The sequence below is a fragment of the Streptomyces sp. NPDC107517 genome, assembly GCF_055582645.1.
Genome location: NZ_JBVJPM010000012.1, coordinates 260,225 through 277,246 on the forward strand (window position 1 = coordinate 260,225; position 17,022 = coordinate 277,246).

At 70.4% G+C, this 17,022-nt stretch carries 15 protein-coding genes and 1 riboswitch; of the genes, 10 read left to right on the forward strand and 5 right to left on the reverse strand.

From position 1 onward, the window contains the following. Positions 1-91 precede the first annotated feature (91 nt). The 9 genes from ACZ67T_RS27045 to ACZ67T_RS27085 all read left to right on the forward strand — a co-directional run bounded on the left by ACZ67T_RS27045 (position 92) and on the right by ACZ67T_RS27085 (position 9,455). Positions 92-688, forward strand: coding sequence for an alpha/beta hydrolase family protein (locus tag ACZ67T_RS27045; RefSeq protein WP_469987612.1), 597 nt, complete (start codon positions 92-94; stop codon positions 686-688). 305 nt (positions 689-993) lie between these two features. Beyond that, positions 994-1,659 (forward strand): RNA polymerase sigma factor SigR, encoded by a 666-nt coding sequence (gene sigR / locus ACZ67T_RS27050; protein ID WP_199841903.1) that lies wholly within the window; start codon positions 994-996, stop codon positions 1,657-1,659. Next, a complete protein-coding gene (gene rsrA / locus ACZ67T_RS27055; RefSeq protein WP_326774182.1) occupies positions 1,656-1,967 on the forward strand; it encodes a mycothiol system anti-sigma-R factor in 312 nt (103 codons plus the stop codon). Before sigR ends, rsrA begins: the two co-directional genes overlap by 4 nt. A gap of 239 nt (positions 1,968-2,206) precedes the next feature. Next, on the forward strand, positions 2,207-3,532 hold the full coding sequence (locus ACZ67T_RS27060) for an HD-GYP domain-containing protein (protein WP_469987560.1): 1,326 nt from the start codon (positions 2,207-2,209) through the stop codon (positions 3,530-3,532). Continuing rightward, complete coding sequence (locus ACZ67T_RS27065) at positions 3,451-4,809, forward strand: HD-GYP domain-containing protein (RefSeq protein ID WP_469987561.1); 1,359 nt, start codon at positions 3,451-3,453, stop codon at positions 4,807-4,809. Before ACZ67T_RS27060 ends, ACZ67T_RS27065 begins: the two co-directional genes overlap by 82 nt. Before the next feature lie 150 nt (positions 4,810-4,959). Beyond that, on the forward strand, positions 4,960-5,940 hold the full coding sequence (locus tag ACZ67T_RS27070; RefSeq protein ID WP_469987562.1) for a tetratricopeptide repeat protein: 981 nt from the start codon (positions 4,960-4,962) through the stop codon (positions 5,938-5,940). 64 nt (positions 5,941-6,004) lie between these two features. Further along, positions 6,005-6,655, forward strand: a complete 651-nt coding sequence (gene def, locus ACZ67T_RS27075; RefSeq protein WP_116510169.1) for a peptide deformylase — start codon at positions 6,005-6,007, stop codon at positions 6,653-6,655. 323 nt (positions 6,656-6,978) lie between these two features. Beyond that, on the forward strand, positions 6,979-8,079 hold the full coding sequence (gene cyc1, locus ACZ67T_RS27080; RefSeq protein ID WP_469987563.1) for an epi-isozizaene synthase: 1,101 nt from the start codon (positions 6,979-6,981) through the stop codon (positions 8,077-8,079). After that, complete coding sequence (locus tag ACZ67T_RS27085) at positions 8,076-9,455, forward strand: bifunctional albaflavenone monooxygenase/terpene synthase (RefSeq protein WP_469987564.1); 1,380 nt, start codon at positions 8,076-8,078, stop codon at positions 9,453-9,455. Before cyc1 ends, ACZ67T_RS27085 begins: the two co-directional genes overlap by 4 nt. 74 nt (positions 9,456-9,529) lie before the next feature. Here ACZ67T_RS27085 and ACZ67T_RS27090 read toward each other — a convergent pair whose 3' ends face one another. Then, positions 9,530-10,492 (reverse strand): GlxA family transcriptional regulator, encoded by a 963-nt coding sequence (locus tag ACZ67T_RS27090; RefSeq protein ID WP_469987565.1) that lies wholly within the window; start codon positions 10,490-10,492, stop codon positions 9,530-9,532. A gap of 93 nt (positions 10,493-10,585) precedes the next feature. Here ACZ67T_RS27090 and ACZ67T_RS27095 point away from each other — a divergent pair, with 93 nt between their 5' ends. Beyond that, positions 10,586-10,753 (forward strand): hypothetical protein, encoded by a 168-nt coding sequence (locus ACZ67T_RS27095; RefSeq protein ID WP_469987566.1) that lies wholly within the window; start codon positions 10,586-10,588, stop codon positions 10,751-10,753. 52 nt (positions 10,754-10,805) lie between these two features. On the opposite strand, the gene ACZ67T_RS27100 is transcribed toward ACZ67T_RS27095, so the two are convergent. The 4 genes from ACZ67T_RS27100 to ACZ67T_RS27115 form a co-directional block, all read right to left on the reverse strand. Continuing rightward, positions 10,806-11,825 carry a ribonucleotide-diphosphate reductase subunit beta gene (locus tag ACZ67T_RS27100; protein ID WP_469987567.1) on the reverse strand — a complete coding sequence of 340 codons (1,020 nt, stop codon included), beginning with the start codon at positions 11,823-11,825 and terminating at the stop codon, positions 10,806-10,808. Continuing rightward, positions 11,825-14,209: a ribonucleoside-diphosphate reductase subunit alpha gene (locus tag ACZ67T_RS27105; protein ID WP_469987568.1), complete on the reverse strand. Its 2,385-nt coding sequence runs from the start codon at positions 14,207-14,209 to the stop codon at positions 11,825-11,827. Before ACZ67T_RS27105 ends, ACZ67T_RS27100 begins: the two co-directional genes overlap by 1 nt. Before the next feature lie 117 nt (positions 14,210-14,326). After that, a riboswitch (cobalamin riboswitch) is annotated at positions 14,327-14,444 on the reverse strand. 530 nt (positions 14,445-14,974) lie between these two features. Beyond that, positions 14,975-16,606, reverse strand: coding sequence for a monocarboxylate uptake permease MctP (gene mctP / locus ACZ67T_RS27110; RefSeq protein WP_469987569.1), 1,632 nt, complete (start codon positions 16,604-16,606; stop codon positions 14,975-14,977). Continuing rightward, positions 16,603-16,857: a DUF3311 domain-containing protein gene (locus tag ACZ67T_RS27115; protein ID WP_100595948.1), complete on the reverse strand. Its 255-nt coding sequence runs from the start codon at positions 16,855-16,857 to the stop codon at positions 16,603-16,605. The genes mctP and ACZ67T_RS27115 overlap by 4 nt, the downstream gene beginning before the upstream one ends. Positions 16,858-17,022 lie beyond the last annotated feature (165 nt).

Here is a 17,022-nt window from a genome sequence, read left to right on the forward strand (position 1 = left end):
GACCAGCAACACGGCCAGTAACACGGCCACGCGCGCCGCCGGGCCCGCCGCGAAGACCGAGACCGTCGAGACCGGCGCAGGTGAGGCCCGCATCACCTGGTACCCGGCCCCCGCGAAGAAGGCCCGCCTCGTCCTGGCCCTCAGCCATGGCGCCGGCGGCGGCATCGAGGCGCGGGACCTGAAGGCCCTCGCCGCCGAGCTGCCCGCACACGGAGTGACCGTCGCCCTCGTCGAGCAGCCGTGGCGGGTGGCCGGCAAGAAGGTGGCACCCGCACCGAAGACCCTGGACGTCGGCTGGCGCGGGGTGTGGCCCGCCCTGGAGAAGCCGGGGCTCCCGGTCGTCTCGGGCGGGCGCAGCGCGGGCGCGCGCGTGGCGTGCCGCACGGCGCGGGAACTCGGCGCGGCCGCCGTCCTCGCCCTGAGCTTCCCGCTCCACCCGCCGGGCCGCCCCGAGAAGTCCCGCGCCGACGAACTCCTCGGTGCCGAGGTCCCCGCCCTCGTCGTCCAGGGCGGCAACGACCCCTTCGGGAAACCCGCGGAATTCCCCGGATCCACCACGTACGAGCTCGTCGAAATCCCTTACGGGGACCACGGGTTCGCGGTGCCGAAGCGGGCGGACATCGGCCAGGACGAGGCCGTGGCACTCATCGTGGACGCCGTCGTGAAGTGGGCCGGATCACTCGCGTAACGCCCGGGAATGTTGCGGCCCGGGCGTCTGTTGTGCGGAACAGGCGGTACGAGAGTGCTGTCGAAGACTTGCGAGAAGTCACGAGTTGTCACGAGTGCTTACGAGAGGAAGTCCGCCGCATGGGTTCGACCATCTGCCCGAGCCGCAGCAGCGCCGCTGACCTGGAGTGGAGCGTGCTGCACGCGGCGAAGACCGCCCCCATTCGGACGGCGGGCGGACCTGATCGCCAGGCCGCTCCGACCGAGGGTCGTCTATTCTCCGATTCGAGTGGGGTCTCCTTCGGCCCCGCCACGTCGTTGGAGGAGGTGGGTCCGGTCACTGGCACCGACGCAGGGACCGAACACGGCCAGGCGGAAGAGCCCGAGGAGACCGCCGCGGAGCGCAGCCTGCGCTTCGAGCGCGACGCGCTCACGTTCCTCGACCAGATGTACTCGGCCGCGCTGCGCATGACGCGCAACCCGGCGGATGCCGAGGACCTGGTACAGGAGACCTACGCGAAGGCGTACGCGTCGTTCCACCAGTTCCGCGAGGGCACGAACCTCAAGGCGTGGCTGTACCGCATCCTCACGAACACTTTCATCAACTCGTACCGCAAGAAGCAGCGCGAGCCCCAGCGCAGTGCCGCCGAGGAGATCGAGGACTGGCAGCTGGCGCGTGCCGAGTCGCACATGTCGACCGGCCTGCGTTCCGCCGAGTCGCAGGCGCTCGACCACCTGCCCGACTCGGACGTGAAGTCGGCGCTCCAGGCGATCCCCGAGGAGTTCCGCATCGCGGTCTATCTCGCCGACGTAGAGGGCTTTGCGTACAAGGAGATTGCGGACATCATGGGGACACCCATCGGGACGGTGATGTCCCGGCTCCACCGGGGCCGTCGCCAGCTGCGCGGCATGCTCGAGGACTACGCCCGCGACCGCGGACTGGTCCCGGCCGGTGCCGGGGAGTCGAACGAAGCGAAAGGCTCGGGCTCATGAGCTGCGGCGAGCACCACGAGACAGACTGCAGTGAAGTCCTCGACCATCTCTACGAGTTCCTCGATCACGAGATGCCGGACAGTGACTGCACGAAGTTCGAGACGCACTTCGAGGAGTGCTCTCCGTGCCTCGAGAAGTACGGCCTGGAGCAGGCCGTGAAGAAGCTGGTCAAGCGGTGCTGCGGCCAGGACGACGTACCGAGCGATCTGCGGTCGAAGGTCATGGGCCGCATCGACCTGATCCGGTCGGGGCAGGCCGTGCCCGACCAGGACGTGACGGCGTCGGCTCCCAAGCTGCGGGAAGCCTGAGACTGCGGCCCCTGGGCCGAGCGGTGACGAGCGGGACGTGACGGCGGTACGTCACGTCCCGCCGCCGTTCCCCGCCGTTCCCGGCCGGGTTCCCCGCCCCTCCTTCTCCACCCCCGTCACCCGAATGTGCTAATCCGCCGTCGGGTGCCCCGGGGAATCCTCGCGATGCCGCCCGCGCGCCCTCCCCACCGCTCTATTCTCCGGAACCTGAAGGCGGGATAACGGGGAGGGGGGTCGGTATGCGCACGGTTCAGCCCGTGGCCCTCGGCTACGTCCTGTGCGCGGCCGGCGGCGCTCTCGCGTGCCTGGCCCCCGCCGCGGGCCCGGCCACTCCCTGGCCCGCCGTCGGGCTCCTCGCCGTCCTCTACACGGCATGCGAACACGCGGGCCAGTGCCGCGTGATCGGGCGCCGCGTACCCCAGGGCATGGGCACCTTCTTCCCGGTCCTGCTCGCCGGAGCGTTCCTCCTGCCGCCCGCGGCGGCCGCGCTCGTCGCCGTGCCCGGCGCGCTCGGCACCAGGACCGACCGGCGCCCGGCCGGCCTGCGCCGCGTCTGGCGCGCCGCCCAGCTCGCCCTCGCCACCTGGGCCGCCGCCCGCGTCCACGCAGCGCTCGGCGGCACCGCGGCGGTGTCCGCGCCCCACTTCCCGTACGCGCTCGTGCCCGCCGGAGCGGCGGTCCTCGTCTTCTGCGCCGTCCTCGCCCTGCTCGACGGCGGCATCCTCGCCACCGCCGAACGCGTCCCGCTGCGCGCCGCCTGGCGCGGCCTCTTCCCGAGCGCCCTCGGACCCGTCGCCGTGCACGGTCTCGCGGGCCTCATGATGGCCGTCCTGTGGCGCAGCCCGTACGGCCCGTTCGCCGCGCTGCTCGTCCTGCTGCCGATGTACATCTCCTGCTGGGTGTTCGCCCAGTACCACCGCGAGCGCGCCGCCCACCAGGAGACGATCCGGGCCCTCGTGCAGGCCGTCGACATCAAGGACGGATACACGCGCGGCCACAGCGAGCGGGTCGGCCGGGCGTCCATGATGATCGCCCGCGAACTCGGCATGGCGGACGAGCGCGCCGAGGTCCTGCGGTTCGCCGGGATCCTGCACGACGTCGGCAAACTCGGCGTCCCCACCCGTCTGTTGCGCAAGGACGGCCCGCTGACCCCCGAGGAGCGGCGCATCATCGAACTGCACCCCGAGTACGGGCACGAGATGGTGCGCGGCATCGGGTTCCTGGGGGAGGCGCGGGCGGCGATCCTGCATCATCACGAGCGGATGGACGGCAGCGGGTACCCCTACGGGCTCACGGGGGCGCAGATCCCGGAGTTCGCGCGGGTGGTGGCCGTGGCGGACGCGTTCGACGCGATGACGTCCACCCGGTCCTACTCGCGGGCGCGGCCCGTCGACGTCGCTCTCGCCGAGCTGTCCCGGTGCGCGGGCGCGCAGTTCGACCCGCTGATGGTCGCGGCGCTGGTGCGGGCGCTCGGGCGGCACGGATGGAACCCGGCCGTGACCGCGGACGAGGCCGCCGGGCAGGTGCCCGGGACCCGCGTCACGCGGCGGGCGGCCTCGCGGTGACGTGGACGCGGTCCCCGAGTCCGGGGAGCGGCCGGGCGCGCACCACGATCGCGGCCGTCCAGGGCCTCGCCGTCGTGCTCACCGCCGGCTCCCTGGGCGCCACCCTGTGGAACGGGCTGGAGGAACCCGGGACGGCGCTCGCCTTCGGCGTGCTCATAGCCGTCGGTGAACTCGCGCGCTGGGGAGCACCCGGAAGGGACCGGGAGCCCGCACCACTGGGGGTCGCCGGCGCGCTCGCCTACGCACTCCTCGGGGAGACGGCGGGGCAGGCGACGCATCACGGAGCACTCCAGGTCGTCGCCGTCTGCGTCGCGGCCGCGCTCGTCGGCTCCGTGCCGCATCTCGCGGTCGGGCGCGGACCGTCCGCCGACCACATGGCGCGGCGCGTCCTCACCGTCGCCTTCGCCGCCGTCTGCTTCCAACCCCTGTACAACGAGGGCAGGTTCGGCGCCTGGCTCGGCGACGGCGCGGCCTACGCGCTGCTGCTCGTCGGGCTGCTCGTGCTGACCGCGCTGTGCGACGCCGTCCTCGCCGCGGCCATGGCGCACGCCCGTACCGGCTGGCCGTTCGGGCCGCTGCTCAGGGACGAGCTGCGGGCCATGAGCGGCATCGGCTCCGCGGTGTGCGCCACCGGCGCCGTCATCGCCCTCGCCGTGGCCGTCGCCGGACTGTGGGCGCTGCCCGTCTTCTGCCTGCCCCTCCTCCTGACCCAGCTCGCCTTCCGCCGGTACGCCGCCGTGCGGACCACGTACCGGCAGACGATCGCCTCGCTGGCCCGCGCCACCGAGATCGCCGGCTACACGCCCCAGGGCCACGCCCTGCGCGTCGCGGCGCTCAGCCGTGCCGTGGGCCGTGAGCTGGGTCTGTCCGAGCCCGACCTCACCGTCCTGGAGTACGCGGCCCTCATGCACGACATCGGGCAGCTGTCCCTCGTCGACCCCGTGGCCGACGGCGCCACCGCCGCCCTGCCCGCCCAGGAGCAGCGCCGGATCGCGCTGCTCGGCGGGGCCGTCGTGCGCCAGACGGGCGTGGACGCCGAGGTCGCCGTCGTCGTCGAGCGCCAGGCCGACCCCTACCGTGAGCAGCCCCTCACCGCGCGCATCGTCCGCACCGCCAACGCATACGACGAGATGGCCCGGGGAGAAGGCCCCCAGGGCCCCCTCACCGCCCTGGAGCGACTACGTCTGGCCACAGGGCGCGACTACCAGCCCGATGTGGTGGAATCCCTGGCCAGGGTCGTGTCGAGGGGCGGGGTGACCCTGCCCCCGGCTGGGTAACCCATGGGTAATGAGCGGCTCTGTGGCCGTACGTGGTTGGATGCGAAGAAGAGGATGTCCGGGGGCTCAGGCCCCGGCCGTGCTCCTTGGGGGAAGGCCTCCCGAGGGCACCGTCCCCCGGACCGACAGGCGGGAATGCAGGCGGGAATCGTGAGGATCTTCGGCAAGGGACGGCACCGGCCCTCCGCCTCATGGCGGCAGGCCACCGATCGGGCGTTCACGCTCATCGGCGACGGCCGGTACGAGGACGCCGGGGCCCTGCTCACCCGGGCCGCCGACCTCGAGCCGTGGCTGTCCGAGTCCTGGTTCAACCTCGCGCTGCTGCACAAGTTCCGGCACGACTGGGAGCAGGCGCGGGCCGCGGGCCTGCGCGCGGTCGCCCTCCTGGACCGCGAGAGCGGCGCCCCCGACTGGTGGAACGTGGGCATCGCGGCCACCGCCCTGCAGGACTGGCCGCTCGCACGGCGAGCCTGGCAGGCGTACGGACTGAAGGTGCCGGGCGGCGCGACGGCCGCCGGAGAACCGACCGGCATGGACCTGGGCAGCGCCGCCGTGCGGCTGTCGCCGGAGGGCGAGGCCGAGGTGGTGTGGGGGCGCAGGCTCGACCCCGCCCGCATGGAGGTCCTGTCCATCCCGCTGCCGTCCTCCGGGCGGCGCTGGGGCGAGGTCGTGCTGCACGACGGCGTGCCCCACGGGGAGCGGACGACGGCCGCCGGGCACGCGTACCCCGTCTTCGACGAGATCGAGCTGTGGGCTCCCTCGCCCGTCCCCACCTGGGTCGTTCTCCTGGAGGCGGCGACCGAGTCCGACCGGGACGCCCTGGAGCAGCTCGCCTCCGACGCCGGTTTCGCCGCCGAGGACTGGTCGTCCTCCGTGCGGTTGCTGTGCCGGATGTGCTCCGAGTCGCGGATGCCGTCCGACGAGGGCGACGGCGAGCACCTGGACCCGCACGACCACAGCGAGCCCGGACATCCCGGGCCGCTCGGCCACCGCACGGACGGCCAGCTGTGGGTGCCCGAGCGCGAGTGCGGTGTCGCGGCGCCCGCGGCGCTGGTGCGGGGGCTGCTCGACGGCTGGGTCGCGGACAGCCCCGACTCCAGGGACTGGCGGGACCTTGAAGAGGTCTGCTGACCGGTCCCCGTAGGCTGTACCCGGAAAATTTGTCGTAGCAGGTACCGGAAGGCGTACGTCGGACATGGCGCAGCAGGACACCGAGCACGAGCACGCCGGAGTGCTCCCCGTGGACGACGAGGGCTTCGTCCTCGACACCGAGGACAACGCCGCCCGCGAGGAGGCCGCCGTCGCGCGCGGCACGTCGCGGCCGATCACCGTCGTCGGGAACCCCGTCCTGCACAAGGAGTGCAAGGACGTCACCGAGTTCGGCGACGAGCTCGCGCAGCTGGTCGACGACATGTTCGCCAGCCAGCGCACCGCGGAGGGCGTGGGCCTCGCCGCCAACCAGATCGGCGTCGACCTGAAGGTCTTCGTCTACGACTGCCCGGACGACGACGGGGCGCGCCACACCGGCGTGGTCTGCAACCCGGTGCTCCAGGAGCTGCCCGCGGACCAGCGCCGCCTCGACGACTCGAACGAGGGCTGCCTGTCCGTGCCGACGGCGTACGCGCCGCTCGCGCGTCCCGACTACGCGGTGGTGACCGGGCAGGACGAGAAGGGCAACCCGATCAAGGTCCGCGGCACGGGCTACTTCGCGCGCTGCCTCCAGCACGAGACGGACCACCTGTACGGGTACCTGTACATCGACCGCCTCTCCAAGCGCGAGCGCAAGGACGCCCTGAAGCAGATGGCCGAGGGCACCCCGCGCTACGAGGTCGTCCCCAACGACTGAGAGAGAAGGGCCTGTTGGGTCCTGACCGCACCCGAGTGACAGCTGAGCGGCGTCCGTGCCAGATTCCCAACTGGCCGGACGCCGCTCGCGTGTTCGGGGTCCGGACCGCCCCTGCGGTCAGGTGTACGAACCGGACCGGCCGCGGTGATCCAAAATCAGTCATCTAAGGGGACTTTTCCGGCGCGTGGGGGGAGTGAGGGGAGCAAATCCGTTCCCAGAACGGTCAGTTGTAGTGCTGAATAGAAAGTGCGGGGATACGCAACGGCGTGCGCCCGGCACGGCGGAGGGGCGCATGCCATCAGGCGGCTGAGAGGGGTTTGTTCGTGCCTGCTTTCTCACACGGCACTTCACGGACTCGGGTGCAGACACAGACGCAGACGCAGACAGCGGTCCCACCGGCGCTGGCGCTACCGGTGATCGAGGAGGCGTTTCCTCGCAATCTGCATCCGTATTGGCCAAAGCTTCAGGAGAAGACGCGGTCCTGGCTGCTCCAAAAGCGGCTCATGTCGCCCGACAAGGTGGAGAAATATGCCGATGGCCTGTGCTACACCGACCTCATGGCGGGCTACTACATAGGAGCCTCCGACGACCTCCTCTCCGCGATTTGCGACTACAGCGCGTGGTTCTTCGTCTGGGACGACCGCCACGACCGCGACGTGATCCATGGTCGGGCCGGTGCCTGGCGACGCCTCGCCGTCCAGCTCCACGCGGCACTTGAGGCACCTCAGCTCCATCTGCACCACAAGGACCCACTGGTTGCGGCGTTCGCCGACAGCGTGCTCCGGCTGAACGGCTCCCTCACCCGTTCGTGGAACGCCCGGTTCGCCCGCCACTTCCACGTGGTGATCGACGCCTACGACCAGGAATTCCGGAACCGGACCTCGGGAACGGTGCCTTCGGTCGAGGAGTACATCGAACTCCGAAGGAATACCTTCGCGCACTGGATATGGCTCGATCTCCTTGAGCCGACCGCGCAGTACGAGCTCCCGGAATGGGTGATCGAAAGCCCCGCGTACCGGCGTGCCGCGCTCGCGTGCCAGGATTTCGCCGCGTGGTACAACGACCTGTGCTCACTGCCCAAGGAACTCGCGGGCGATGAACTCCACAACCTCGGAATCAGCCTCATCCAGCACGAAGGGCTTTCCCTCGAAGGGGCTGTGGAAGAAGTCCGCCGAAGGGTTCGAGGATGCATTTTTGAATTCCTGGTGGCGGAGCCCGAAGTTCTGCGGATGGCGAACGAGGCGGCCGACGGGACTTTAGCGGGCGAGAGCCTCGCCCAGGCACTCAGGTCGTGCGTCTCCAATATGCGGAACTGGTTCAGTTCCGTGTACTGGTTCCACCACGAGTCGGGCCGCTATCAGGTGGACAGCTGGGACGACCGCGCCACTCCTCCGTACATCAGCGACCAGGCAGGTGACGAATGACCGTCGAATCGGCAGAATCCTCCGTTCCGGCCGTGGCGGAGCCCGGCGAGCGGCGCACACCGCCGTACGCCGGCGGCGGCGCGCCCCTCCTCGGGCACGCCTGGAACCTCGTGCGCGACCCCCTCGCCTTCGTGGCCTCACTGCGCGGCCACGGCGACCTGGTCCGCCTCAGGCTCGGCCCGAAGACGGCGTACGCGGTCTGTGATCCCGACCTTGTGGCCGCGCTCCTCAAGAGCCCCGACTACCGGGTCGGCGGGCCCCTGTGGGACACGCTCGGAGTGCTTCTCGGCAAGGGCGTGGCGACCAGTAACGGCCCCATGCACCGGCGCCAGCGGCGGACCGTCCAGCCCGCGTTCCGGACCGACCGCATCGCCGACTACGCGACCGTGATGGAGGAGGAGGCGCGTGCCATGGCGGCGCGCTGGAAGCCCGGCGACACGGTCGACATCGGCGCCGAGGTGTTCCGCGCCGCGGTGCGGATCGTCGCCCGTTCCGTCCTGCACGTCGACTCGGTCGACGAGCGCGCCGACCGGCTCAGCTCCTCGCTGCACACGGTCTTCAGCGGCCTGTACCGGCGCATGGTCCTGTCCGTCGGACCCTTCTACCGGCTGCCACTTCCGGCCAATCGCCGATTCGAGCGGGCGTTGGCCGATTTGCATCGGCTGGTGGACGAGATCATTGCCGAGCGGCGCGCGTCCGGCGTCAATCCGGGTGACCTGCTCGCGGCATTGCTCGGGGCCGAGGACGAGAATGGCGAAACGGTCGGCGAGCAGGAGGTGCACGACCAAGTCGTCTCCCTCGTCGTGGCCGGCGCGGAGAATGTGGCGTCGACCCTCACGTGGACGTTCCAGCTCCTCGCGGAACACCCCGAGCAGCAAAGCCGGTTGCACGAGGAGGTTGAATCCGTGACGGCCGGCCGGCCCGTCGCATTCGCCGACCTCAAGGGTCTAATCCACACGCGCAATGTCATCACGGAGGCTATGCGCATACGGCCGGCCGTATGGATATTGACGCGGCAGGCCGCCGTCGATACCGAGCTCGGCGGCTATCACATTCCGGCCGGTGCGGACATCGTCTACAGCCCGTATGCGATGCAGCGCGATCCGCGGTCCTTCCCGGATCATCTGGGGTTCGACCCCGACCGCTGGCTGCCGGAACGCGCCGCGGAAAGCCGGCAGAGCGCGATGATGCCGTTCAGTGTCGGTAACCGGAAGTGTCCCGGCGATCACTTCAGCATGGCCGAACTGGCCATCATCCTGGCCACGGTGTCGCCTCGCTGGCGGCTGGTTCCGGTCGCGGAGACGGACAGCACGGCCCGCATCGGGATCACGCTCCAGCCCAAGCGGGCGCTGCTGCGGGTGGAGGGGCGCGGGTAGCGGTCCGGCGCCGGGTGGGCGGGGGCGGTCATCGACCGGCCCCCGCCCACCCGGCCTGATCCGAACGAAAGACCCTAGGCCGCGGATCGGACCCGGAACGTGCGCCGGAAGGCGTTGGGTGTCGTGCCCAGCGCCTTCATGAACTGATGCCGCATCGCCGCCGCGTTGCCGAACCCGGCCCGCCCGGCGATCGACTCCACCGTCTGGTCCGTGCCTTCGAGCAACTCCTGTGCCAGCAGCACCCGTTGGCGCAGCAGCCAGCGGTACGGCGTCGTCCCCGTCTCCTGCTGGAAGCGGCGCGCGAAGGTGCGCGGCGACATATGGGCGCGCGCCGCGAGTTCCTCGACCGTGAGCGTCTCGTCCAGATGGGCCTCCATCCACGCCAGCACGCCCCCCACGGTGTCGCAGGGAGTGACGGGCAGCGGTCGCTCCACGTACTGGGCCTGGCCGCCGTCGCGGTGCGGCGGGACCACCATGCGGCGGGCGATGGCGTTGGCGACCTCGGAGCCGTGCTCCGTGCGGACGATGTGCAGACAGGCGTCGATACCGGCGGCGGTGCCCGCGGAGGTGATGACCGGCCCCTCGTCCACGTACAGGACGTCGGGGTCGACGCGGGTGCGCGGGAACGCGACGGCGAGCTCCTGCGCGTACCGCCAGTGCACCGCGCACCGGCGGCCGTCGAGCAGCCCGGCCTCGCCGAGCACGAACACCCCCGAGCAGACACTGAGGACGCGCGCGCCCCGGTCGACGGCCCGGCGCAGCGCGGCGAGCAGCTCGGGCGGACAGCCCTCACGGACGCGGCCCGCCGCGGGGACGGCGATGAGGTCGGCCTCCTCGAGCCGCTCCGGGCCGTACGGGGTGGAGATCGTCATGCCCGGTACATGGGTGGACAGCGTCGGCCCCTCCACGGACACCGCCGCGAAGTCGTAGACAGGCAGTCCGGCTTCGCTCCGGTCGAGGCCGAACACCTCGCAGATGACGCCGAGTTCGAAGGGATGCACACCGTCGAGCAGCACAGCGGCCACGTTCTTCAGCATGCTTTCAGTGTGCCGCAGGCTTGGCAGTAATTCGAGGGTCGGTGACAGTCCTGCCACTGCCGGATGCGTCCGCGGCGGACGAGAGTGGAGGACATGAACACAGCGATGAACTTCCTCACCGTCCTCTTCGTCTTCCTCCTCCTGGCCGCCCCGTCCCTGTACGGGATGGCCCACGACCGCCGGATCGACCGGGAGATCCGGCAGGCCCGGCGGGACGCGGAACGCCCGTCCCGCCGGGCCGAGTTCACGACGGTCGCCTAGGGATCCCGGTCAGGAGATCCCGGCCAGGAGACTTCGGGGCGCAGACCCCGGCCTAGAAGTCCTCGTCGAACCCGACCGAACCCTCCACCGCGACCTGGTAGGCCGACGGCCGGCGCTCGAAGAAGTTCGTCAGTTCCTGGACGCCCTGGAGCTCCATGAAGGAGAAGGGGTTCTCCGAGCCGTAGACGGGTGCGAAGCCGAGGCGCTGGAGACGCTGGTCGGCGACGCACTCCAGGTACTGGCGCATCGAGTCGGTGTTCATCCCGGGCAGGCCCTCACCGCACAGGTCGCGGGCGAACTGGAGCTCGGCCTCGACCGCCTCGCGCAGCATCGCGGTGACCTGCTCCTGGAGCCGGTCGTCGAACAGGTCCGGCTCCTCCTTGCGGACGGTGTCGACGACCTCGAACGCGAACGACATGTGCATCGTCTCGTCGCGGAACACCCAGTTCGTGCCGGTCGCGAGGCCGTGCAGCAGGCCGCGGCTGCGGAACCAGTACACGTAGGCGAACGCCCCGTAGAAGAACAGGCCCTCGATGCACGCCGCGAAGCAGATCAGGTTGAGGAGGAAGCGGCGGCGGTCCGCCTTCGTCTCCAGGCGGTCCAGCTTCTCGACCGAGTCCATCCACTTGAAGCAGAACTCCGCCTTCTCACGGATGGACGGGATCTCCTCGACCGCGTCGAACGCGGCCGCGCGGTCCTCCGGGTCGGGCAGGTAGGTGTCCAGGAGGGTCAGGTAGAACTGGACGTGCACGGCCTCCTCGAAGAGCTGGCGCGACAGATACAGGCGCGCCTCGGGGGAGTTGATGTGCTTGTACAGCGTCAGGACCAGGTTGTTCGAGACGATCGAGTCACCCGTCGCGAAGAACGCGACCAGGCGGCCGATCATGTGCTGCTCGCCCGGCGAGAGCTTCGCGAGGTCGGCGACGTCCGAGTGGAGGTCGACCTCCTCGACAGTCCAGGTGTTCTTGATCGCGTCCCGGTAGCGCTCGTAGAAGTCCGGGTAGCGCATGGGACGCAGGGTCAGCTCGAAGCCAGGGTCGAGCAGGTTCTTCTCGGAGTCGGGGGTGGTCATTACTGGCAGGCCTCGCAGGACTCGGGGTTTTCGAGGGAGCAGGCGACGGCCTCGGGGTCGGCGGCCTGCTGGACGGGGACGGGGGCGGCGGACGCCGCGCGGGCGATCCGCGTCGCCGGGCGCGAGCGCAGGTAGTACGTCGTCTTCAGACCGGACTTCCAGGCGTACGCGTACATCGACGAGAGCTTGCCGATGGTGGGCGTCTCCAGGAACAGGTTCAGCGACTGCGCCTGGTCGAGGAACGGCGTACGGGCCGCGGCCATGTCGATGAGGCCGCGCTGCGGGATCTCCCACGCCGTGCGGTACAGCTCGCGCACCTCGGCCGGGATCCAGCCGAAGCCCTGCACGGAACCGCTGGACTCGCGCAGCGCCTCGCGGGTCTGCGCGTCCCACACGCCGAGCCGCTTGAGCTCCTGCACCAGGTAGGAGTTGACCTGGAGGAACTCGCCGGACAGCGTCTCGCGCTTGAACAGGTTGGAGACCTGCGGCTCGATGCACTCGTAGACACCCGCGATGGACGCGATGGTGGCGGTGGGCGCGATGGCGAGAAGCAGGGAGTTGCGCATCCCGGTGGCGGCGATGCGCTCGCGCAGCGCGGCCCAGCGCTCCGGCCAGGTCAGCTCGACGCCGTAGTGGTCGGGGTGCAGCACGCCGCGCGCGGTGCGGGTCTTCTCCCAGGCGGGCAGAGGACCGTTGCGCTCGGCGAGGTCGGCGGACGCCTCGTACGCGGCGAGCATGATGCGCTCGGCGATCCGCGTGGACAGCGCCTTCGCCTCGGGGGAGTCGAAGGGCAGCTTCAGCTGGAAGAAGACGTCCTGGAGGCCCATCGCGCCGAGGCCCACCGGACGCCACTTGGCGTTGGAGCGGCCGGCCTGCTCGCTCGGGTAGAAGTTGATGTCGACGACGCGGTCGAGGAACGTGACGGCCGTGCGCACGGTCGCGTCCAGACGCTCCCAGTCGATACCGCCGTCGCGCACGAAGGCGCCGAGGTTGACCGATCCCAGGTTGCAGACCGCGGTCTCGCCGTCGTCCGTGACCTCGAGGATCTCGGTGCACAGGTTCGAGGAGTGGACGACGTTGCCGCGCTCCGCCGTCTGGTTGGCGGTGCGGTTGGCGGCGTCCTTGAAGGTCAGCCAGCCGTTTCCGGTCTGCGCCAGGGTGCGCATCATGCGGCCGTACAGCTCGCGGGCCGGCATCGTCTTCTGCGCGAGCCCGGCGGCCTCGGCCGCGCAGTACGCGGTGTCGAACTCCTCGCCCCACAGGTCGACGAGGTCGGGCACGTCGGACGGCGAGAAGAGCGACCACGTGCCGTCGTCGGCGACGCGGCGCATGAACTCGTCCGGGATCCAGTGCGCGAGGTTGAGGTTGTGGGTGCGCCGGGCGTCCTCGCCCGTGTTGTCCCGCAGCTCCAGGAACTCCTCGATGTCGGAGTGCCACGTCTCCAGGTAGACGGCCGCGGCGCCCTTGCGCCGGCCGCCCTGGTTCACGGCCGCGACGGACGCGTCGAGGGTCTTGAGGAACGGCACGATGCCGTTGGAGTGCCCGTTGGTGCCGCGGATCAGCGAACCGCGCGAGCGGATGCGCGAGTACGAGAGGCCGATGCCGCCCGCGTGCTTCGACAGGCGCGCCACCTGGTGGTAGCGGTCGTAGATGGAGTCCAGCTCGTCGAGGGGCGAGTCGAGGAGGTAGCAGGACGACATCTGCGGGTGGCGGGTGCCGGAGTTGAAGAGCGTCGGCGACGACGGCAGGTAGTCGAGTCGGCTCATCAGGCGGTACAGGGAGGCGACTTCGTCGAGGGCGCGGACCGAGTCGTCCTCGGCGAGGCCGCACGCGACACGCAGCATGAAGTGCTGCGGGGTCTCGACGACCTGCCGGGTGATCGGGTGGCGCAGCAGGTAACGGCTGTGCAGGGTGCGCAGTCCGAAGTAGCCGAAGCGGTCGTCGGCGCCCTCGGCGGCGGAGCCGGTGACGAGCGCGTCGAGGCGTTCGGCGTGCAGCCGCACGAAGTCGGCCGTGCGGTCGGCGATCAGGCCCTCGCGGTGGCCCACCGCGACGGATTCGGAGAACGAGGTGACGCCCTGCGACGCGGCTTCCTCGGCGATGCTGATCGTCAGGAGCCTGGCGGCGAGCCGCGAGTACGCCGGGTCCTCGGAGATCAGGCCCGCGGCGGCCTCGGTGGCGAGGGAGCGCAGCTCGGCGGTGATGCCGGAGTCCGCCACGGCGGACCTGCCGCGCAGCGCGGCGGCGGCGACCTTGCCCGGGTCGGTGTCCGTCAGGTCGGCGGTCAGTTCGGTCAGGGTGCGCAGCAGCGCGGTTCCCGGGGCGTCGTGCTGTTCGGGGTTCCCTGCCGGCGCTGAGGCCGGTTCGGCGGGCGCGATGGTCACGTGGAGCTCTCCCTCGCTCGGCTCTGGGCCTGACGGGGAGGAGGGCACGGGGGCATGGCGGAGCCCGCGTCACCGGCCCACTCCACGAGACCCGGACGTCGTCAGCCCGGGCCGGACGGCTCGGGCAGGCTGTCGACAGGTCCTCGGACTTCGCGTATGCGTGCATACGTACACCGTTGCGGGACAGTTCCGGACTTGCACCGGATTCCCCTGCGGCGACAGCGAGCACGAGCATACATCTTGTGCCGGCCTCGGATGACAGCCCCACATCTTGTGTCGACCAGGGTTGCGGCCGAACTGATGGCCTAGCAGGGGGAAGCGCGGTGCGAGGGCGGGGAACGGCCTGTGCCGCCGTACTGCTGGTGCTGCTCGCCGGATGCGGCGACGGCGGGGACGGGGCGCGCGGCGACGGTGCGAGCAAGCAGCCTTCGGCGTCCCGTGCCGACCGCACGGCGGACCCCGCGAAGGTCTTCACGGACACCGAGTTGGGCGCCGCCCTCCTTCCGGCCGGGGGCCGTCGGCAAGGGCGCGAAGGCGACCGCGATCTCCCTGGGAACCTTCGACCGGGGTTACGGCGGAGGCGACCGGAGCGCCTGCGCGGCCGGCCGGGACGCGCGGGGAACTGGTGCGCATGCGGGGCTCCTCCTCGGCCGCCGAGGCGGCGCGGCGGGTGAGGAAGGACCTCTGCAAGGCTTCATGAACCCGCGGTACGGCAACGGGCCGCCGGAGGAATCCGGCGGCCCGTGCTGCGTCGGGGAAGTCGGGTCAGTGCCCGCCGGCTCCCGCCGTCGCCTCCGGCAGCTCCTTCAGGACACCCGGGTCGCCGGCGTCCGCCGTGTAGTCCGCCGCGGACGTCTCGTCGACGCCCTCAGGGGCCTTCAGCGCCTTCAGGACGAAGGTGAGGACCACCGTCACCACCACGTTCATCACGAACGCCGTGAGGCCGATGTAGCCGATCTCGCCGATGCCCGGGATCTCCTTGGCGCTGCCGCCGAAGTGCTTCTGCGTCGGCGACGCGACCCCGTACGCGGCGAGCGTGCCGTAGACCATGCCGACCGCCCAGCCGGCGAGCAGCGCCCAGCGGTGGAACCAGCGGGTGAACAGGCCGCCGACGAGGGCCGGCATGGTCTGGAGGATCCAGATGCCGCCCAGGAGCTGGAAGTTGATCGCGACGGTCTTGTCCATGGTGAGGACGAAGGCGAGCGCGCCCACCTTCACCAGGAGCGAGACCAGCTTGGAGACCTTGGTCTCCTGCTCGGGGGTGGCGTCGGGCTTGATGAAGTCCTTGTAGATGTTGCGCGTGAACAGGTTCGCCGCCGCGATGGACATGATCGCCGCGGGCACCAGCGCGCCGATGCCGATGGCCGCGAACGCGACGCCCGTGAACCAGTCGGGGAACATGTTCTCGAACAGCTGCGGGATCGCCAGCTGCCCGTTCTGCACCTTGATCCCGGCCGCGATCGCCATGAAGCCGAGCAGCGCGAGCAGGCCCAGCATCAGGGAGTACAGCGGCAGGATGGTGGTGTTGCGGCGGATCACGTTGCGGCTGCGCGAGGACAGCGTCGCCGTGATCGAGTGCGGGTACATGAAGAGCGCCAGCGCCGAGCCGAGGGCCAGCGTCGCGTACGTCCACTGCCCGGCCGGTGCCGGGGCGAGCGATCCGACCGGCTTGCCCGTCGCCGGGTTGGGCGTCGCGAACTTCTCGTTCGCCGCGTGGAAGATGGCGTCGAAGCCACCCAGCTTGATCGGGATGTAGATGATCGCGACGGCGATGACGAGGTAGATCAGACCGTCCTTGACGAACGCGATCAGCGCGGGCGCCCGCAGACCCGACGAGTACGTGTACGCGGCGAGCACCGCGAACGCGATGAGCAGCGGCAGGTCCTTGATGAACCAGTTGGTCGACTCGTCGCCGCCGACGCCCATCACGTCCAGGACGGCCTGGATGCCGACCAGTTGGAGCGCGATGTACGGCATCGTGGCGAGGATGCCCGTGACGGCGACGGCCAGGGACAGGCCCTTGGAGCCGAAGCGGCCGCGCACGAAGTCGGAGGTCGTCACGTAGCCGTGCTTGTGCGACACCGACCACAGGCGCGGCAGGAAGGTGAAGATCAGCGGGTAGACGAGGATCGTGTAGGGCACGGCGAAGAAGCCGGAGGCGCCGGCCGCGTAGATCGCCGCCGGGACGGCCACGAAGGTGTACGCCGTGTAGAGGTCGCCGCCGAGCAGGAACCAGGTGACCCAGGTGCCGAACGACCGTCCGCCCAGGCCCCATTCGTCGAGGCTCTGCTCGTTGTCGGACCGGCGCCAGCGCGCGGCCAGGAAGCCCATGACCGTGACGGCGATGAAGAAGAAGATGAAGACGCCGAGCGCGACGCCGTTGACTCCGCCGTTCATGCCTGCCCACCCGTCTTCCGGGCGCGCTGGTCACGCTGCCACAGCTTGTACGCGATCATCGTCAGCGCCGTGGAGATGAGGACCCACAGCATCTGGTACCAGTAGAAGAACGGAATACCGATGAAGGCCGGGTCGACCTTCGCGTATGAGCTGACCCAGAGCATCGCCACGAACGGTGCGACGAGGCACAGGGCAATGACCACTCGCACCGGCGTGACCACCGGCCGTTTCACTTCAGGCACATCCGACATTCGGCGGTCCGTCCCCTCGCTGATCCCGCTTATCTCATGCTTAACGTGGCGGAAATCTAGGCGACGATCTCGTCGTATGGAACCCCCGTCCGGATATCGGACAAAGCGTGGCCGACATGCCGTTCATGTGCCGACTTCTCGGTCGGCACAAGCGGATTCGCGTGC

Coding starts and splice junctions, on each gene's coding strand:
- rsrA (WP_326774182.1), top strand. CDS start 1,656: ATGAGCTGCGGCGAGCACCACGAGACAGACTGCAGTGAAGTCCTCGAC.
- ACZ67T_RS27095 (WP_469987566.1), top strand. CDS start 10,586: ATGAACACAGCGATGAACTTCCTCACCGTCCTCTTCGTCTTCCTCCTC.
- ACZ67T_RS27115 (WP_100595948.1), bottom strand. CDS start 16,857: ATGTCGGATGTGCCTGAAGTGAAACGGCCGGTGGTCACGCCGGTGCGA.
- ACZ67T_RS27100 (WP_469987567.1), bottom strand. CDS start 11,825: ATGACCACCCCCGACTCCGAGAAGAACCTGCTCGACCCTGGCTTCGAG.
- ACZ67T_RS27060 (WP_469987560.1), top strand. CDS start 2,207: ATGCGCACGGTTCAGCCCGTGGCCCTCGGCTACGTCCTGTGCGCGGCC.
- ACZ67T_RS27085 (WP_469987564.1), top strand. CDS start 8,076: ATGACCGTCGAATCGGCAGAATCCTCCGTTCCGGCCGTGGCGGAGCCC.
- def (WP_116510169.1), top strand. CDS start 6,005: ATGGCGCAGCAGGACACCGAGCACGAGCACGCCGGAGTGCTCCCCGTG.
- mctP (WP_469987569.1), bottom strand. CDS start 16,606: ATGAACGGCGGAGTCAACGGCGTCGCGCTCGGCGTCTTCATCTTCTTC.
- ACZ67T_RS27090 (WP_469987565.1), bottom strand. CDS start 10,492: ATGCTGAAGAACGTGGCCGCTGTGCTGCTCGACGGTGTGCATCCCTTC.
- ACZ67T_RS27065 (WP_469987561.1), top strand. CDS start 3,451: ATGGAACCCGGCCGTGACCGCGGACGAGGCCGCCGGGCAGGTGCCCGG.